Origin of the sequence: Brevibacterium zhoupengii (assembly GCF_021117425.1) — a bacterium.
In the GTDB taxonomy this organism is placed as follows: Bacteria; Actinomycetota; Actinomycetes; order Actinomycetales; family Brevibacteriaceae; genus Brevibacterium; species Brevibacterium zhoupengii.
The window spans coordinates 2,717,745-2,734,223 of record NZ_CP088298.1 but is presented as its reverse complement, the minus strand read 5'-3'; the positions used below and the strand labels follow the sequence as shown (position 1 = coordinate 2,734,223).

Here is a 16,479-nt window from a genome sequence, read left to right as displayed (position 1 = left end):
ATGGACATTATGAGTCCATACCGTGATCCCCGAGCGCCAGGCGGGCGCAACAATCGTCCGACCCGAAAACAGCGATCCAGCACCTCTGCACGAGGCTCCCAGCGGTCGCAGTCAGGCACGGGCGAGAAGTCGGATGCCCATGTCAGCGGGGGTGTGAGACTGCAGAAGATCCTCGCCGAGGCGGGCCTGGGCTCACGTCGTGCATGTGAGCAGCTGATCCTCGACGGCAGGGTCGAAGTGGATGGTTCCATCGTGACCGAGCTGGGCACCCGAATCGACACCGAAACCCAAGCCGTGTACGTCGACGCAGTGAGAATTTCGACACAGACTCAGAAGGTCTACCTCGTGCTGAACAAGCCGGCGGGAGTCGTGTCGACGATGAGCGACCCGGACGGGCGTCCCTGCCTGGCCGACTACGTCAAGAACCGCGTCGACCGTCTCTTCCACGTCGGACGACTCGACACCGAGACCGAGGGACTCATCCTGCTGACCAACGACGGGGAGCTGAGCAACCGCTTGGCTCACCCGCGCTACGAGATCCCGAAGACCTACCTGGCCCAGGTCAGGGGACAGCTGGCCAAGGACGTGGGCTCTCGCCTCAAGGCAGGAATGGACCTCGACGACGGCTTCGTCAAGGTCGATTCGTTCAAGCTCGTGGATTCGACGCCCGGCAAGTCCGTGGTCGAACTGACTCTGCATTCGGGTCGCAACCGCATTGTGCGCCGCCTGCTCAAAGAGGTCGGCCACCCGGTCGAACGTCTGGTGCGCACGAAGTTCGGTCCCATCACCTTGGACGAGCAGAGGCAGGGCAAGATCCGCCCGCTGCGCTCGGACGAGATCGGCGAGCTCTTCGAGGCCGTCGGCTTGTGAGAATCCACATCATCGGCACCGGTCTGCTGGGCGCGAGCCTCGGACTGGCGTTGAGTGCACAGAAGTACCAGGTCAGCCTCGAAGACACCTCACCGACCGCCCAGCAGCTGGCGGCGGATCTGGGGGCGGGGACTGTCGGTTCTGCACGTCCCGATGCCGAGGATCCGCAGATCGTCGTCGTGGCCACTCCACCGGATGTTGCCGCGCAGACGATTGCGACGGCGCTGGAGACCTACCCGAACGCCACGGTCACGGACGTCGCCAGCGTCAAGACCCGTCTGCTCGAAGCGGTGCGGGAACTGGTCGGAGAGGCCGAACTCAGCCGCTACATCGGGTGTCACCCGATGGCGGGCCGGGAGAAGTCGGGAGCGATCGCTGCCCGGTCGGACCTGTTCACGGCCCGACCCTGGGTGATCTGCTCGGATGAGGAGACACCGGGCAACCGCCTCGGCGAGGTCGTGGCCATGGCGGAAGCCACCGGTGCCTCGGTCATCCATCTGGATCCGCGCATCCACGATGCCGCGGTCGCGAAGGTCTCCCACGTGCCGCAGGTCGTTGCCTCGCTGGTGGCCTCGCAGCTGCGCCATGCGCCGTTGGAGGAAATTGAATTGGCGGGGCAGGGACTGCGCGACGTGACTCGGATCGCGGCCTCGGATCCACGTCTGTGGACGCAGATCCTGGCCGGGAACTCCGAGGAGGTCCGCTCGGTGCTGCTGGATCTGCGCACCGAACTCGACGAGGTCATCACGGCTCTGGAGTTGGGGCCCGGCTCGACAGGTGCCCTAGCTAAGGCCATCGCGTTGGGCAATGAAGGTCACGATCGGATTCCGGGCAAGCACGGACAGGCTCCGACCAAATATGCTGTAGTCACGATCTTGGTTCCCGACACCCCGGGAACCCTGGCCACACTGTTCAAGGACATCGGTGACCTGAACATCAACGTCGAGGACTTCCGGATGGATCACGCGCCGGGCCAGAAGCTCGGGATCGTCGATGTCTCGGTGGTGCCGGCCACCCAGCAGGAACTTGAAGTCGGTTTGTTGTCGAAGGGATGGCAGATTCCCGAATCCGCCATCGAGAAAGAGGGAATTGCATGAGCGTCGTCGCCATTGACGGACCAAGCGGGGTCGGCAAGTCGAGCACCGCGAAGGAAACGGCCCGCCGATTGGGCTACCGCTACCTCGACACGGGGGCCATGTACCGTGCGATGGCCTGGCTGTGCCTCAACCGGGGCGTGACCGACCCGGTCGACGTCCTCGAGCAGGTCCGCGGGGTCGATCTGGAGATCTCGACCGATCCGGACGAGTTCTTCGTCTCCGTCGACGGAATCGAAGTCAGTGAAGAGATCCGCGACCCCGAAGTGTCGGAGAACGTGCAGACCGTGTCTGCCGTCGTCGACGCCCGCGAAGAGCTCATCGACATGCAGCGGACCATCATCGCCGCGGCACCGGAGGGAATCGTCGTCGAGGGCCGTGACATCACGACCGTCGTGGCCCCGGACGCTGAGGTTCGCATCCTCATGACCGCCCGTGACGAGGTTCGCGTGGCCCGCCGGGCCAAGGAGCTCCACGGAAACGCCGACGCCGAGGCTCTCGCCGCCACCCAATCCCAGGTCACCGGCCGTGACGCCAAGGACTCAGCGACAACGAGCTTCCTGGAAGCCTCCGAAGGCGTCTACACACTCGATACCAGTGACATCGATTTCGACCAGGTGGTCGAGACGGTGCTGAAACTGGTGAAGGACTCACAATGACTGAATCAGAATTCCACGAGAACCCGGACGAGCAACTGGCCGAGCGTCTCGAGAGCATCAGCGACGAGGAGGCCGAGAAGAGGGCGACAGCTCTCGAGGCCGGCCTCTCCAGCTATGACCTCGAAGACGAGGACCGGGCACTGCTCGACGCCTACGGTTTCGAGTTCGAAGCCGAAGAGACCCGCGGGGCCGACCCCGTCCTGGCCGTCGTGGGTCGCCCCAACGTGGGCAAATCGACCCTGGTCAACAGGATCCTCGGGCGCCGTGAAGCCGTGGTCGAAGACGTTCCCGGAGTCACCCGTGACCGGGTGAGCTACCGGGCGGAATGGAACACGAAGGAATTCACCCTCGTCGATACCGGCGGTTGGGACTCGGACTCCAAGGGCATGGCCTCGCGCATTGCGATCCAGTCCGAAGTCGCCGTCGACATGGCCGACGCAGTCGTTCTCGTCGTGGATGCTACGACCGGACCGACCGCGACCGATGAAATGGTCGTGAAGATGCTGCGGAGGAAGAAGAAGCCCGTCATCCTCGCCGCCAACAAGGTCGACGACGAACGCGGCGAGCTCATGGCCGCCGAACTCTGGGGTCTGGGCCTGGGGCAGCCGTTCACGGTGTCCGGCCTCCACGGTCGCGGGGTCGCTGACCTCCTCGACGAGGTGCTCACAATCCTGCCCGAGGTCTCTGCCGTCGAAACCCGCATCGAAGAGGGCGGTCCACGTCGGATCGCTCTGGTGGGCCGACCGAACGTCGGAAAGTCCTCCCTGCTCAACCAGCTCATCGGTTCCGACCGTGTGCTCGTGGACAACGTCGCCGGCACCACCCGCGACCCGGTCGACGAACTCATCGAACTCGGTGACAAGCAGTGGCGTTTCGTGGACACCGCCGGCATCCGGCGTCGTGCTCACCAGGCCAGCGGTGCTGACTTCTATGCCGCGCTGCGCACCCAGACCGCTCTGGAACGCGCTGAGCTGGCTCTGGTTCTCCTCGAGGTCCAGGAACCCTTGAGCGAACAGGACGTTCGCATCGTCACGACGGCTGCCGAAGCCGGCCGTGCCGTGGTGCTGGCGTTCAACAAATGGGATCTCCTCGATGACGAACGTCGCTACTATCTCGAACGTGAGATCGAGCGGGACCTGGCACATGTGGCCTGGGCTCCGCGAGTGAACATCTCCGCGAAGACGGGTCGCCACGCCGACAAGCTGGTCCCAGCGATGGAGGCGGCTCTGGAGGGATGGGACACACGCATCCCGACCGGGCGACTCAACGCGTTCCTCGGTGAACTGGTCGCCGCGAACCCTCACCCGGTGCGCGGTGGCAAGCAGCCGAGGATCCTGTTCGGAACCCAGGCGCAGTCCCGGCCACCGAAGTTCGTGCTCTTCACCTCCGGTTTCCTCGATCCGGGGTATCGTCGTTTCATCATCAGGCGTCTGCGTGAGACGTTCGGGTTCAAGGGAACCCCCATCGAGGTGTCGATGCGAATCAGGGAGAAGCGGAAAGGTCGCTGAGTGAGCGTTGACGGGCAGTTCCACGGGCAGCAGTCGGAGCCGCATCATCGTGAGCAGCAGCCTGAGCTGACTCGTGAACAGCGTCCCTGGCACGCCAGCCGGCCTGCCAGGGCGCTGGTCATCGCGTTGACGATCGCCGGTCTGGCCTATGCCCTGATGTTCTTCAAAGGACTCCAGGACATCGTCGCTCCCGTGTTCCTGGCGCTCAACTTCTACATCGTCGTCTATCCGCTGCAGAAGTATCTGACCAAGTTGAAGGTGCCGCGTGCAATCGGTGCCACCATCTCGGTGCTCCTCGTGCTGGTGATGATCTTCGGCTTCTTCGGGCTGACGGCATGGTCGGTCGCCGAACTCGTGCTCCTGATCCCCAGCTACGGTGAACAGCTCGTCGCGACCTACCAGAGCGCCTTGGCGTTCCTGTCCGACATCGGTGTCACGTCCTCAGTGCTCCAGCAGCAGTTCCAGCAGTTCAACGTCAGATCCCTCATCGACGCCGTGTATCCGCTGCTGACCAATGTGTCACTGGTCGCCGGGCTGCTGACCACTGTCGTCATGGCAGTGTTCTTCGTCGCCATGGACTCCATGGGCATCGACCGGCGCATGCTGATGCTCCTCGACGTCAAGCCCTCGCTGGCGGCTTCGCTCGGCGGATTCGCCAGTGGGGTCCGGCGCTACTGGGTCGTGGCCACAGTCTTCGGCCTCATCGTGGCAATCCTCGACGTCATCGCCTTGGCGATCATCGACGTCCCGCTGATCTGGGTGTGGGGCGTGCTCGCGTTCCTGACGAACTACATTCCCAACATCGGGTTCGTCATCGGCCTCATCCCTCCGGCGCTGCTTGCCCTCGTCGACAGCGGTTGGCAGTCGGCGCTGTGGGTCGTCATCGCCTACAGCGTGCTCAACTTCGTCATCCAATCGATCATCCAACCGAAGTTCACGGGAGAGTCGGTCGGGGTCACACCATTGGTGTCCTTCCTGTCGCTGCTGTTCTGGGTGTGGGTGCTCGGATGGCTCGGTGCGCTCCTCGCACTGCCTGCGACGCTGCTGCTCAAGGCGCTGCTCGTCGACGCGGATCCGAAGGCCAAATGGGTAAACATTCTCCTCGCCTCGGACCCGACGACTGCGAACAGTTCGACGGAGGAGCCACCGGTGTCACCCGTGACCGAATCATTGGGCGACACCCTCGGATCGCCATTGGGGAAGTCTGATTCTGAAGAGGCGGAGGATTCGACAGCGGATTCGGATGGGTCGACGCCTGATTCTGAAGAAGCGAGTACCGAGGGTTCGAGACCTGATGATTCGAAGCCCGCGGAGTCCCTCGCATCCCCTGCTGACGACGGATCCCTGACAACGCCGCCGCAGGGTGAAGCCGAGCAGGACACGTCCGGACCGAGGAGCTGACCTGATTGGTCCGAGGAGCTGACCCGAATGGTCGGCCGGCGAAGCCTCGGGCGGTTGGGATCGCAGAATAGTGCAATCGATTCAGTCAGGCCTCTCGCCACACATGCTGTGAGTGGTTAGCATGAAGTATGGCGACCTTACTGAATATTCATCCTGAGAATCCACAGAACCGAATGATCGACAAGGCCGTGCAGACTCTGCGGGACGGCGGACTGATCGCCTATCCCACAGATTCGGGCTACGCCTTGGGCTGCGCTTTGGACAATAAGGCAGGCATCGAACGGATCACCCGCATCAGGCAGTTGGACTCGAAGCATCACTTCACACTGATGTGCCGTGACTTCGCTCAGTTGGGGCAGTTCGTCATCGTCGACAACTCGGACTTCAGGGTCATCAAATCGATGACACCGGGACCGTACACATTCATCATGAAGGCGACGAAGGAAGTTCCACGTCGGATGATGCACGCCAAAAAGCATTCGGTCGGTGCACGTATTCCTCAGAATGTGACAGCCCTGGCGCTCGTTGAAGCGATGGGCGAACCGATTCTGTCATCGACCCTGCTGCTTCCCGGTGCTGAGGACCCGCTGACCCAGGCCGATGAGGTCGTCGATCAGATCGGCCACGAATTGGACGCCGTCATCGAATCCGGAGTTCCGGGCAACGTCCCGACCTCCGTCATCGACTTCACCGGTCGGGAACCGGTGGTTGCACGCGTCGGGGCCGGAGACGTCTCACGCTTCGAATGAGCTTCAGCGGTTCTTCGATCTGCGGCAGTGCTCGTTCAACCGGTAGCAGTGTTCCATCGACCTCTGGTGCCTCGCGGCGATTGCGAGGCGCCAGAGGTCGACGATGTCTGCGGGCAGTATCTGTGCGGAACCGTGTGCATGATGCTTGCCCACGACTGGCTCACAGCCCTAGGTAGGCTGCCTGCACTTGAGGATTGTCGAGCAGCTTCTCTGCATCATCGGCAAGCACGACTCGTCCCTCGGCCAACACATATCCACGGTGAGCGATCGCCAAGGAGGCTTTCGCATTCTGCTCACTGAGCAGCACTCCGATACCGTTCCTGTTGATCTGCGCAATCGATTCGAGCACCTGTTCGACAACCAGGGGAGCCAGACCCATAGATGGCTCGTCCAAGATCAGCAGGCTGGGGTCAGACATCAGTGCACGACCGATCGCCACCATCTGCTGCTGTCCACCTGAGAGCGATCCTGCAGGCTGGGCTGACTTCTCCTTCAAGATGGGGAACAGCTCGAGGACTTCACTCAGGATCTCCTCGGTGCGGGTGCGGTTCCTATGCGGGTATGTGCCCAAGCGGAGGTTCTTCTCCACCGACATCTTCCCGAACAAGTGTCGGCCCTCGGGGCAATGTGCGATACCGCGTTTGACGATGGTGCTCGGTTGCGTTCGTTGGATCGCCTGCCCGTTGTATTCGATCTTTCCAGAACGCGTACGCAGAAGACCGCTGATGGTTTTGAACAAGGTGGTCTTTCCCGAGCCGTTGGCTCCCAGGATCACCGTCAACTCACCGGGCTGGGCAGTGATGCTCACCCCATGCAGCACATCAGTCGCGTCATATCCGACGCTTATGTTCTCGAGCGAGAGCATCAGTTCTCCTCATCCTTGGTCGATCCCAAGTAGGCACGAATCACGTCCGGATTGCTCTGAATCTCCGCGGGGGAGCCGATCGCTAGCTTCTGACCGTGATCGAGAACGAGGATCGTGTCTGCCAGGCCCATGATCATCGACATCTTGTGTTCGACGAGCAGCACAGACACTCCGCGACTGGGCAGGGAGCGAATGAGATTGCCGAAGTCAGTGGTCTCTTCCTCGGGGATGCCTCCAGCCGGTTCATCGAGGAGTATCAGCTCAGGCTCGGTCGCCAAAGCCATGGCGACGGCCGTGCGCTTCTGCACTTCCTGTGGGACATTGGACGCAAGGTCGTGGCGGAATTCGGCGACACCGCAGAAATCGAGTGCTTCGAGCGCCTTGTCGTGGTTGAGTGCCGATTCGCGGCGATGGCGCGGAGTGTGGAAGATCGCGTCGAAGACATTGGACTTTGACCGGACGATGCGACCGGCCAGCACATTCTCCAACAGTGTGGAATCGTCGAAGAGGTGCGTCGTCTGGAAGGTTCGCGCAATTCCCCCGTTGACTGAGTTATGCGGAGACGAGTGGGTGATATCCCGCCCGTTGAAGGACACAGTCCCAGCGGTGGGGCGGTAGAACCCGTGGATGAGGTTGAACAGCGTTGACTTCCCAGCACCGTTCGGACCGATCACCGCTGTGATCTGACCTTCCTGCACATCGAGATCGACATTCTTCACGGCATCAAGTCCGCCGAAGCGTTTCCCGAGGCCTCTGATTTCGAGCAGCGTCACTTCTTCTCCTCGGTAGTGGTGATGGTGTCGGCAGAAGCACCTCGGTGACCGGCAGCGTCAGCGCTGCTCGAAGAGCTGGTGGGTGCGGAGCCGTCCTTGCGGGCGGAGCCGATTCGTCGCTTTCGCGCTCGTTTGTCGATGAACCCACCCAGATACCCCACGATTCCGCGCGGTGCAAAGATCACGAGCGCAATGATGATGGGTCCGAGCACAATGAACCGGTAAGCCTGGAAGTCCTGGAAAAGTTCGAACAGGAACGTCACAATCATGGTGCCCACCAGCGGCCCGGCCACAGTTCCCATGCCTCCGACCAGGATGAACATCAGGAACTCGAATGTCTTGTCCACCGTCGCAGCATCGGGGCCGATGAAACCGACGACCGAGGCGTAGAGGCCGCCGCCGATACCGCCGAAGAAGGCTGACGCAGCGAAGGCGAGCTGCTTGCTCAGTCCTACATTCACACCGATCGCGTCGGCAAGGTCCTCGCTGGTGCGAATCGTGAGCAGAGTGCGACCAACGCTGGAGCGCCGGATCGCGTACGTGACGTAGACACAGGCCAGCAGGATGATGAAGACGAGGTAGAACATCGCCGTCGGGTTACTGAAATCCACCAGTTCCCCTCCCTCGGGGAACTTCACATTGTTGACTCCGGAATGAGCGTGTGTCACCGATTCCCATCGGCTGATGGTCAGATAGATGATGAAGCCGATGGCCATCGTGAAGATGGCGAAGTACTCGTCCTTCGTCCGCAGAGCGATGAGTCCGCACAGGTATCCGATGGCGGATGTGCCGACCACGCCGACGAGGAAGGCCTGCCAGAATGACCAGTCGAAATCGGTTGTCAGCAAGCCGACCGTGTATGCGCCGATCCCGAAGAAGCCCCCCTGGGCCAGCGACAGCTGCCCGGTGAAGCCGAGGATGATGTTCATGCCATAGACCGCGATCGCCGAACACAGTCCGACGGTGATCACACGCATGATGTAATTCTCGTCGCCGAATGCCAGCGGAGTCAGGGCGATGATGAGCAGCACGGCCAGAGTTCCGAGGATGCGGGGATTCTTCAAAGCATTCATCGTTGCACCGCCTTTGCGAACAGGCCTGTGGGTTTGATCGCCAGCACCGCCACCAGAACGATGAAGGCCACCGCTTCGCCGACAGCCGAAGAGATGTAGGTCGAGGTCATCGTCTCCGCTATCGCCAGCGCAAAGCTGCCGACGATGGCGCCCGGCAGTGACCCGAGGCCGCCGAGGATGATGATCGCGAACACCTTGAGGTTGAGTGAGTCACCCATCGTGGGGGAGAGGAGGTTGATGGGGGAGACGAGGCCGGCCGCGATTGTGACCAGAAGCGCGGACAAGCCCAGAGTCAGCATTGAGACCATGGCGGGATTGATTCCGACCAGAGCCGATCCTGTCCGGTCCTGTTCGATGGCTTCGATCGTCTGGCCGTGGATGGAGCGTTTGATGAACCATGTCAGCAGAGAGAGTACGACGACCGCAGTCACGATGATCACGATGCGCTGTGCCGAGATCTCAGCGCCCAGAATATGCAGACTTCCCGAAATCGGTGTCTCCATCCGCCGGAAGTCGGCCCCCCAGATTGCCTGTGCCACGGCCTGGAAGAAGAACATGGCGCCGATGGCCGCAATCATGTGATGGGTGTGCGGTGAGTTGCGCAGAGGGTGGAAGACCAAGCGTTCGAGCAGCACACCGAGGACGAACAGGATGAGTGCGGCGATGCCGATGGCAGCCACATAGGGCACACCGACCGTGGTCAGGAAGAAGTATGTGACATAGGCGCCGAGCATGTACAGCGACCCGTGTGCGAGGTTGGGGATGCGCAGGACACCGAAGACTAAGGTGAGACCGATTGCGGCAAGGCAGTACACACCGCCGAGTGCAACGCCGTTGAAGAGCTGTTGGATGAAAAGGGTCATGAAGCGAATCCTCACAGGACGTCAGACGGCGCCACAGCGGGGCATGAAGCTCATACCCCGCTGCGGGAAGCGCCGACAATGGTGACAACTAGACGATGGTGACTACTTGGCGTCGGATACCTGCTCTACGGGCACCTTCGTGTACTTCTCGTCCTTGTCCAGGTAGGTGACCTCCAGCTCAGGGTTGACCAGGTGGCCCTCATCCGAGATCTCGGTCGGGAAGCCGTTGACCTTGTATTTGTCATCGACCTTGCCGAGCGCGTCGGGTATCGCTGCCCGGATCTTCTCAGGATCGCTGGTTGTACCCGCTTCTTCCATCGCCTTGGCGATGATGGCGATGCTCTGATAATTCAGGGCAGTTTCGCTGGTCGCGACCTTCTTCTCACCGGCGACTTCCGCGAAGTGCTTGAGGAAGTCCTTTGTGCCAGGATCCTCATATTCCTTGACTGGAAGCACCCCAACGGAGTTCGTCAGGTTCTCGATCTTGGTCACGGTTGCCATCTCGTCGAGCTTCGCCTGGTCCATCACAAGGAAGCTGCCCTTGAAGCCCTGCTTCTTCGCCTCTTCCATGATCAGTGCGGTCGGCTGTGAAGGTCCACCGACGAAGATGCTGTCCGGCTTTTCTGACAGGGCCTTCGAGACTGGGCCCGCGAAGTCCGAGACGGTGGCATAGTCAATGCTGTTGTCTGCACCGATTTTGCCGTCGGCCTTCTTCCACTCGTCCGTGATCGCCTTAGTCCACTGTTGACCGTATTCGCTCTGGGTTCCGAGAAGAGCAAGCTTCTTGCCGCCATGCTTCATTCCCTGTTCAGTGAACGGTTTGGCATAGGACTCGAAGTTCGGCGGAATCATCATCGTCAGTGGATTGTCGGACTGCACGATTGCAGGATCCGATGTGTACGCGGAGATCAGGAACTTGGAGCGACCGTCGTTGATCTGCTGGATCGCTTTGATTGCCCCGGCGTTGGGGGAGACGACGACAGGGGCTTTGTCCTGATCTGCCAGTCGCTGTGCATTGCTGGCTGCGGTGGACGGGGCATACTTGTCGTCGAGGGACTTGAGCTCGATGGTGACCTTTTTCCCGTCGACTTCGAGTCCATCTTTATTGAGATCGTCGACAGCCATCTGGAGACCGGTCTGGACGTTCTCTCCGTAAGCTGCACCGCCGCCGCTCAGAGGACCCGTATAGCCGATGACCACAGACTCGTCACCGCCGGAGTCTCCGCTTCCACCGCCCCCACCGCATGCGCCGAGAGCTAGTGCAAATGTGCTGATGACGGCCGCAGCAAGCACAGGACGGCTCGCCCTTCGCGGGATTGAGGTCATCTTTTCTCCTTTGAAAAGTGAGACGGAGCAACAGCGCTCCTTGAAATTGTCGGGATGCCAAAGCAGGCCCGAAGCCCATCTGAACGAATATTCGATTGAGGCTTAGAATGGAACCTATACATCATCAAATGTGATGTCAATCTCATTGTGAAAATCTTTGACCTTTGTTCTCACGCCGCAATGTGGTGCAGTCTGGCTGGCTCGCGTGGTGTTCCTGTGGTGGACGGACTGGGGTCGATCGACTGGGGTGCCGGGGCAGGAACAGGAGCTGGGATTGTTTGACCAGGGGCCGGGGGCGAAGCGTGAATCGGTCAGAGGCGGCGAAAAGTCGGGATCCCAATTTCTGAGCAAGCAATCGTTCAGTGACAAATGTGGTCTATGGTGGAAGCAGCGAGAGGTGAGATCCATATCACTGTTGTCGCCCCCAATCACGAACCAGCATTTCGGAGGAAAATCGTCATGACTCGGACAGCAATCGTCACAGGTGGCGGCCGCGGCATCGGAGCCGCTATCGCCCAACGCCTGGCAGCGGATGGAATGAATGTCGCGATCCTCGACATGGGTCCGACCGAAGATACGGTCAAGGCCGTCGAAGCCGCCGGCGTGAAGGGACTGGGGATTGACACCGATGTCTCCGACGAAGCCTCCGTCGAGTCAGCATTGAAGACCGTTGCCGAAACTCTTGGTGCACCGACAGTCCTCGTCAACAACGCCGGCATCCTGCGAGACAACCTGCTGTTCAAAATGACGCACGAAGAATTCCAGAAGGTCCTCTCCGTCCACCTCGGCGGTGCGTTCCTGATGGCCAAGGCCGTTCAGGCCTACATGGTCGAGGCCAAATACGGGCGCATCGTATCGATGTCGTCGACATCAGCGTTGGGCAACCGTGGCCAGACGAACTACTCCGCGGCCAAAGCGGGAATCCAGGGAATGACGAAGACCTGGGCGATCGAGCTCGGCAAGTTCGGAGTCACAGCTAACGCGATTGCTCCCGGCCTCATCGAAACCGACATGACCAAAGCCACCGCTGAGCGGATGGGTGTGAACTACGAAGACTTCATCGCAGCGGGAGTCGGACAGATTCCCGTTGCGCGCACGGGAAAGCCCGAAGACATTGCTCACACGGCATCATTCCTCGCCTCAGAGGGAGCCGGCTTCGTCTCCGGTCAGGTCATCTATGTGGCCGGAGGGCCGAAAGACTGACCAGCAGCGGGCTCTGGTCCCACTGACACTCTGGTCTCACTGAGATTCGGGTCCTACTAACATTCTGGACCTACTGACATCGCGACGAACTCCGGTCCGGCGCACCTCACTGAAGAAAGGCACGTCATGCGCGAAGCAGTCATCGTCTCCACCGCCAGAACTCCGATCGGAAAGGCGTACAAAGGGGCGTTCAACGACACCCAAGCCCAGGAATTGGCGGGCCACGCCATTTCCCACGCTGTCTCACGGGCAGGTCTGGAAGGGGGCGAAGTCGAAGACGTCGTCTTCGGTGCAGCCCTGCAGCAGGGCAGCCAATCCACCAACGTCGCTCGCCAGGCGGCGCTGCGAGCCGGTCTCCCGACAACGGTCCCAGGAATGACAATTGATCGTCAGTGCTCCTCCGGGCTGATGGGAATCGCGACCGCCGCCAAGCAGATCCTCTTCGATGGACAGGAGATTGCAGTCGGCGGCGGCGTGGAGTCGGTGTCCCTGGTGCAGAACGACAAGATGAATATGTTCCGGGCGAAGGACCCGTGGCTGGTCGAACATGTTCCCGGAATCTACTACCCGATGCTCGCCACCGCCGAGGTTGTGGCCGAACGCTATGGCATCAGCCGTGAAGCACAGGATGAGTACGCGTTTTCTTCGCAGCAGCGGACCGCAGCCGCCCAGGACGCCGGCCGGTTCGACGACGAAATCGTCGCGTTGCCGACGACGAAGATCGTCGTGGACAAGGAGACCAAGGAAACCTCGGCTCAGCAGGTGACTCTCGAACGCGATGAAGGGAACCGTCCATCGACGACCCTGGAGAGTTTGGCTGGACTGAACCCAGTCCTCAAGCCCGGCGAAGCTTCGAAGGTCCCAAGCATCACAGCAGGCAATGCCTCACAGCTGTCTGATGGAGCCTCTGCTTCGGTGCTGATGTCGAGTGATGAAGCGAGCCGACGTGGACTGGAACCACTCGGCGTCTATCGGGGTATGGCCGTCGCTGGCTGTGATCCCGACGAGATGGGGATCGGGCCCGTCTTCGCGATTCCGAAGCTGCTCAAGGCGCAGGGACTCTCCATCGATGACATCGGTCTGTGGGAGCTCAACGAAGCATTCGCGGTCCAGGCCCTCTACTGCCGTGACCGCCTCGGGATCGATCCAGAGAAGTACAACGTCGACGGTGGAGGAATCTCAGTCGGTCACCCCTACGGAATGACCGGTGCCCGCCTGGTCGGTCACGCTCTCATCGAGGGGCGTCGCCGCGGGGTCAAGTATGTCGTCGTCACGATGTGCATCGGCGGCGGTCAGGGCGCGGCCGGACTCTTCGAAGTCTGCTGACCCAATACGCTGGCTGAAGCTTCACCATCTGACTAACCATCAGAAGGGTGGCTTCTCACCCGAATCCCAGATCTGCTTCTTCGCGTTCTGCTCGGGTTGGCCAGAGAAGGGGTCAACGTACTCGGCCCAAACGGGGGAGTGACCTTTCCCGGTAAAAGCAGTCGTCGGCTGCGCAGTTTGTGACTGCGCGGTCGGCGGCTTTTCTTCTGCCGTCTCGGGCTTCATCTGTTCGTCCGCCTGCCGTGGGGGATTCTCTGTGGCACACGGAGCCGCTCTCGTCGAGGTTGCAGATGGGGGTGGGGCAGCCGTTTGCGGTGGAGGCGTCGCGAAATACTTGAGGAACAGCTTGACATGCTCGACATTGATCGGATTGTCAGGCGGCATGACTTCCGTCGTGATCCCGTGTCTGAAAATGTACTCAAGCCGTCCAGGTTCGGTCATTCTGACCGAGAACTTCTGGTCAGTCTTTGCCTGGTGATGAAGTTTGCAGAGATTATGCAGGTTGCCGAATCGGGTGTGGCCACCGCTTTGTGGGCTGCTGTGGTCGAAGGGAATGATGTGATCGACTTCTGTGAGCTCGGCCCGGCGGGTGCACCCGGGCATGGTGCAGTTCATCCACTGGGCGGCAAGAGGCTGGCGAACGCTGTTGGGGATCGTGTAACTGATTGCCTTCGCATCCAGTGGAGTGCCGGTCGCTGGATCCGTGAGGATACGTGTCCATGTTGACGCATATCCGGCGAGCCTGCGTGCCATATCGGCTGGCAGTGGGGAGCCGTCCGGAAGCATCCCGGCCAGATCGCAAACATCTGCATCTGCCCACTGCTCACCGGCAGCGTTGGCCGATGATGATGTCGACGCAGTCGTCTCTGCAGACTCTGCGTCGGCAGGTGTCGCCGGCGTCCGGGCCGGTTCGGCACTTGTGCCGTCACCTGAAGTGCCGAGGAACTGACTGAGCAGCGTGAACATGGGGACGGTGATCGTCGTGCGTGCTTGGTGGGAAAGCCAATATTCGTGGGTGGGTAAGTCGAGGAGAACCTCGTAGCTGACCGGACTTGTCGATCCGTCATACGGGGACGAGGAATCATCGTCGAGTGGTGTCTGCGGGTCGGTCCCGGGCGGCCAGAATGCCCTACCCGGCGTCGGCCGACCCTTGATCATGGCTTCGAAGAATCGCGGGTCCCGTAACCAGTAGTCGGATGCAGCCTGTCCTTGGCTGGTGGTCTGTTCCTGGCTGTCGCCCTGTCTTTGGCCGGCAGACTGTTTCTGGCCGGCAACAGGATCTTTGCTGTTGGCGCCGGCCGGTGCTGAAGTCTCGTCGTTCATCTGACCGAAGGTCCGTTCGATGTAGTCGAGCAGAGATTCCTCGGGCGACATGGGGACACCGTCAGGTCCAGTGAACAGGCCATCGATCGGAAAGTCCGTGCTCGATATGTCGCCCGTTGTCGTGTTGTTGCTGGTGATCCGAAGCTTCAGCTGGGGTCGGGTGCGAGTGAGAATGTCGAACATGAGCGCGTCGATGCCGCGATCGTCGTCGAAGGACTCACCGTCGTTCAGTTGGTCGCCGAATGCATCGATATTTCCCTTGTAGACGGCTCGAGCGAATGCCTCGACTCTTCTGTAGCAGGCGTGGAGATCTGGAGCTGGACCAGTCAGCGTGAGGTATGCGGTCCCGTCATCACCCGTGCTGATGTCAACCCGGCGGCGGACCGCGACCTTCTCCAGTGTCTCCTGTGCTGGTTGAAGTGCCGCGATCTTCAGTGCGAGCGATCGTTTGAACGTTTCGATCGTGATGTCTGCGCGCCTGTCGGCCAGGTAGTCATCAATGTTGGGCAGGTATCTGAACGCGACATCCCGGCAGCGTCGGGTCACAAATGCGACGTGTTCGATGGTGAAATCGCCATCGATGCAGCGCTGGTGGAACTTCGGAAGCCCGTGGACCAGCGTCATTGCAGACGTGATGTGCTTATAGGCCCCCGACGTGGTGGCACCGAGGAGCGTCGAGTACTCGCAGATGTCTTCAGCACAGGCGTATTGATGGGTCCAGCCGTTGAACGTCGACGCGGGATTGAATGCAGGAAAGTCTGGAAGCGGCTCAGGGTGCTCCCGTGCTTCCCTCTGTTCACGACGCATTCTGCGACCAGCTCCGCGATCCTTCTTTCGGCGGGAAGTGGACGAGGCGCTCGGAGCAGAAGGTGTGGAATGAGCGGGAGACTGTGCGCTGGCTGCTGCGTCTGCTGTGGAGGTCGTGTGGGGGCGTGGGCGTTTGCGACGGCAATGTCGGCGGACGGTCTCCGCGAGAGGCGCGAAGTCATAGGGGACCGTCAGATCGGGACCAGCAAGACCGAGGTAGTGCGCAACCTCGCGAACGAAGATGCCGCTGGTGGCATCGAGCGCTGCGAACTGTGCCTGGTCGCTGCAGGCGTAGACGGCCGACAGGTCGCTGAATGGAGAATCCTCGTCGATATCGAGGCAACGGCCGTTGGAGGCTGACGAACTGGTGTCGTCAGAATGCACGCTGTAGTGCGAGCTGCTGTCGTTCATGTGCTTCATTGCGTTGCCTCCTCTCCACCGCTCTGTGGAGACCTTCGAGGGCATTGGTGTCTATAAACAGTGTATCTATAAATAGAACTGAAAGATAGAGAGATTCGAATATAGGGCGACAGAAAATAGTTGCAGCTATAGAACGTGAACCGTAGATGACCCACAAATATCCGCTATCAGTTACTTTCTCTCATGTCTCGATGTAAGGATCAGTTTGTTGCTATATGA

At 60.7% G+C, this 16,479-nt stretch carries 14 protein-coding genes; 8 read left to right on the top strand and 6 right to left on the bottom strand.

The genetic code is table 11. The features are described from left to right. The first annotated feature begins 9 nt into the window (after positions 1-9). From LQ788_RS12445 to LQ788_RS12420, 6 genes are all read left to right on the top strand, one after another. Positions 10-870, top strand: coding sequence for a pseudouridine synthase (locus tag LQ788_RS12445; RefSeq protein WP_029416991.1), 861 nt, complete (start codon positions 10-12; stop codon positions 868-870). After that, positions 867-1,967 carry a prephenate dehydrogenase gene (locus LQ788_RS12440; RefSeq protein WP_231441427.1) on the top strand — a complete coding sequence of 367 codons (1,101 nt, stop codon included), beginning with the start codon at positions 867-869 and terminating at the stop codon, positions 1,965-1,967. Before LQ788_RS12445 ends, LQ788_RS12440 begins: the two co-directional genes overlap by 4 nt. Further along, a complete protein-coding gene (gene cmk, locus LQ788_RS12435) occupies positions 1,964-2,623 on the top strand; it encodes a (d)CMP kinase (protein ID WP_231441425.1) in 660 nt (219 codons plus the stop codon). The genes LQ788_RS12440 and cmk overlap by 4 nt, the downstream gene beginning before the upstream one ends. Beyond that, positions 2,620-4,131 carry a ribosome biogenesis GTPase Der gene (gene der / locus LQ788_RS12430; protein WP_231441423.1) on the top strand — a complete coding sequence of 504 codons (1,512 nt, stop codon included), beginning with the start codon at positions 2,620-2,622 and terminating at the stop codon, positions 4,129-4,131. The genes cmk and der overlap by 4 nt, the downstream gene beginning before the upstream one ends. Then, on the top strand, positions 4,132-5,532 hold the full coding sequence (locus LQ788_RS12425; RefSeq protein WP_231441421.1) for an AI-2E family transporter: 1,401 nt from the start codon (positions 4,132-4,134) through the stop codon (positions 5,530-5,532). 128 nt (positions 5,533-5,660) lie between these two features. Further along, positions 5,661-6,281, top strand: a complete 621-nt coding sequence (locus tag LQ788_RS12420; RefSeq protein ID WP_231441419.1) for an L-threonylcarbamoyladenylate synthase — start codon at positions 5,661-5,663, stop codon at positions 6,279-6,281. A gap of 160 nt (positions 6,282-6,441) precedes the next feature. Here LQ788_RS12420 and LQ788_RS12415 read toward each other — a convergent pair whose 3' ends face one another. The 5 genes from LQ788_RS12415 to LQ788_RS12395 all read right to left on the bottom strand — a co-directional run bounded on the left by LQ788_RS12415 (position 6,442) and on the right by LQ788_RS12395 (position 11,181). After that, the gene (locus LQ788_RS12415) at positions 6,442-7,146 is read right to left on the bottom strand and encodes an ABC transporter ATP-binding protein (protein ID WP_231441418.1); all 705 of its coding nucleotides are present in this window, start codon (positions 7,144-7,146) and stop codon (positions 6,442-6,444) included. Beyond that, a complete protein-coding gene (locus LQ788_RS12410; protein WP_231441416.1) occupies positions 7,146-7,919 on the bottom strand; it encodes an ABC transporter ATP-binding protein in 774 nt (257 codons plus the stop codon). The genes LQ788_RS12415 and LQ788_RS12410 overlap by 1 nt, the downstream gene beginning before the upstream one ends. Continuing rightward, positions 7,916-8,992: a branched-chain amino acid ABC transporter permease gene (locus LQ788_RS12405; RefSeq protein WP_231441414.1), complete on the bottom strand. Its 1,077-nt coding sequence runs from the start codon at positions 8,990-8,992 to the stop codon at positions 7,916-7,918. The genes LQ788_RS12410 and LQ788_RS12405 overlap by 4 nt, the downstream gene beginning before the upstream one ends. Beyond that, complete coding sequence (locus LQ788_RS12400) at positions 8,989-9,855, bottom strand: branched-chain amino acid ABC transporter permease (RefSeq protein WP_231441412.1); 867 nt, start codon at positions 9,853-9,855, stop codon at positions 8,989-8,991. The genes LQ788_RS12405 and LQ788_RS12400 overlap by 4 nt, the downstream gene beginning before the upstream one ends. A gap of 102 nt (positions 9,856-9,957) precedes the next feature. Then, the gene (locus tag LQ788_RS12395) at positions 9,958-11,181 is read right to left on the bottom strand and encodes an ABC transporter substrate-binding protein (RefSeq protein WP_231441411.1); all 1,224 of its coding nucleotides are present in this window, start codon (positions 11,179-11,181) and stop codon (positions 9,958-9,960) included. 459 nt (positions 11,182-11,640) lie between these two features. Between LQ788_RS12395 and LQ788_RS12390 the strand changes: the two genes are divergently transcribed. Beyond that, positions 11,641-12,384 carry an SDR family oxidoreductase gene (locus LQ788_RS12390; protein WP_231441409.1) on the top strand — a complete coding sequence of 248 codons (744 nt, stop codon included), beginning with the start codon at positions 11,641-11,643 and terminating at the stop codon, positions 12,382-12,384. 126 nt (positions 12,385-12,510) lie between these two features. Next, positions 12,511-13,710: an acetyl-CoA C-acyltransferase gene (locus tag LQ788_RS12385; RefSeq protein WP_231441407.1), complete on the top strand. Its 1,200-nt coding sequence runs from the start codon at positions 12,511-12,513 to the stop codon at positions 13,708-13,710. Between the two features lie 39 nt (positions 13,711-13,749). Here the strand turns inward: LQ788_RS12385 and LQ788_RS12380 are convergent, their stop codons facing one another. Next, complete coding sequence (locus LQ788_RS12380) at positions 13,750-16,260, bottom strand: HNH endonuclease signature motif containing protein (protein WP_231441405.1); 2,511 nt, start codon at positions 16,258-16,260, stop codon at positions 13,750-13,752. Positions 16,261-16,479: the final 219 nt, after the last annotated feature.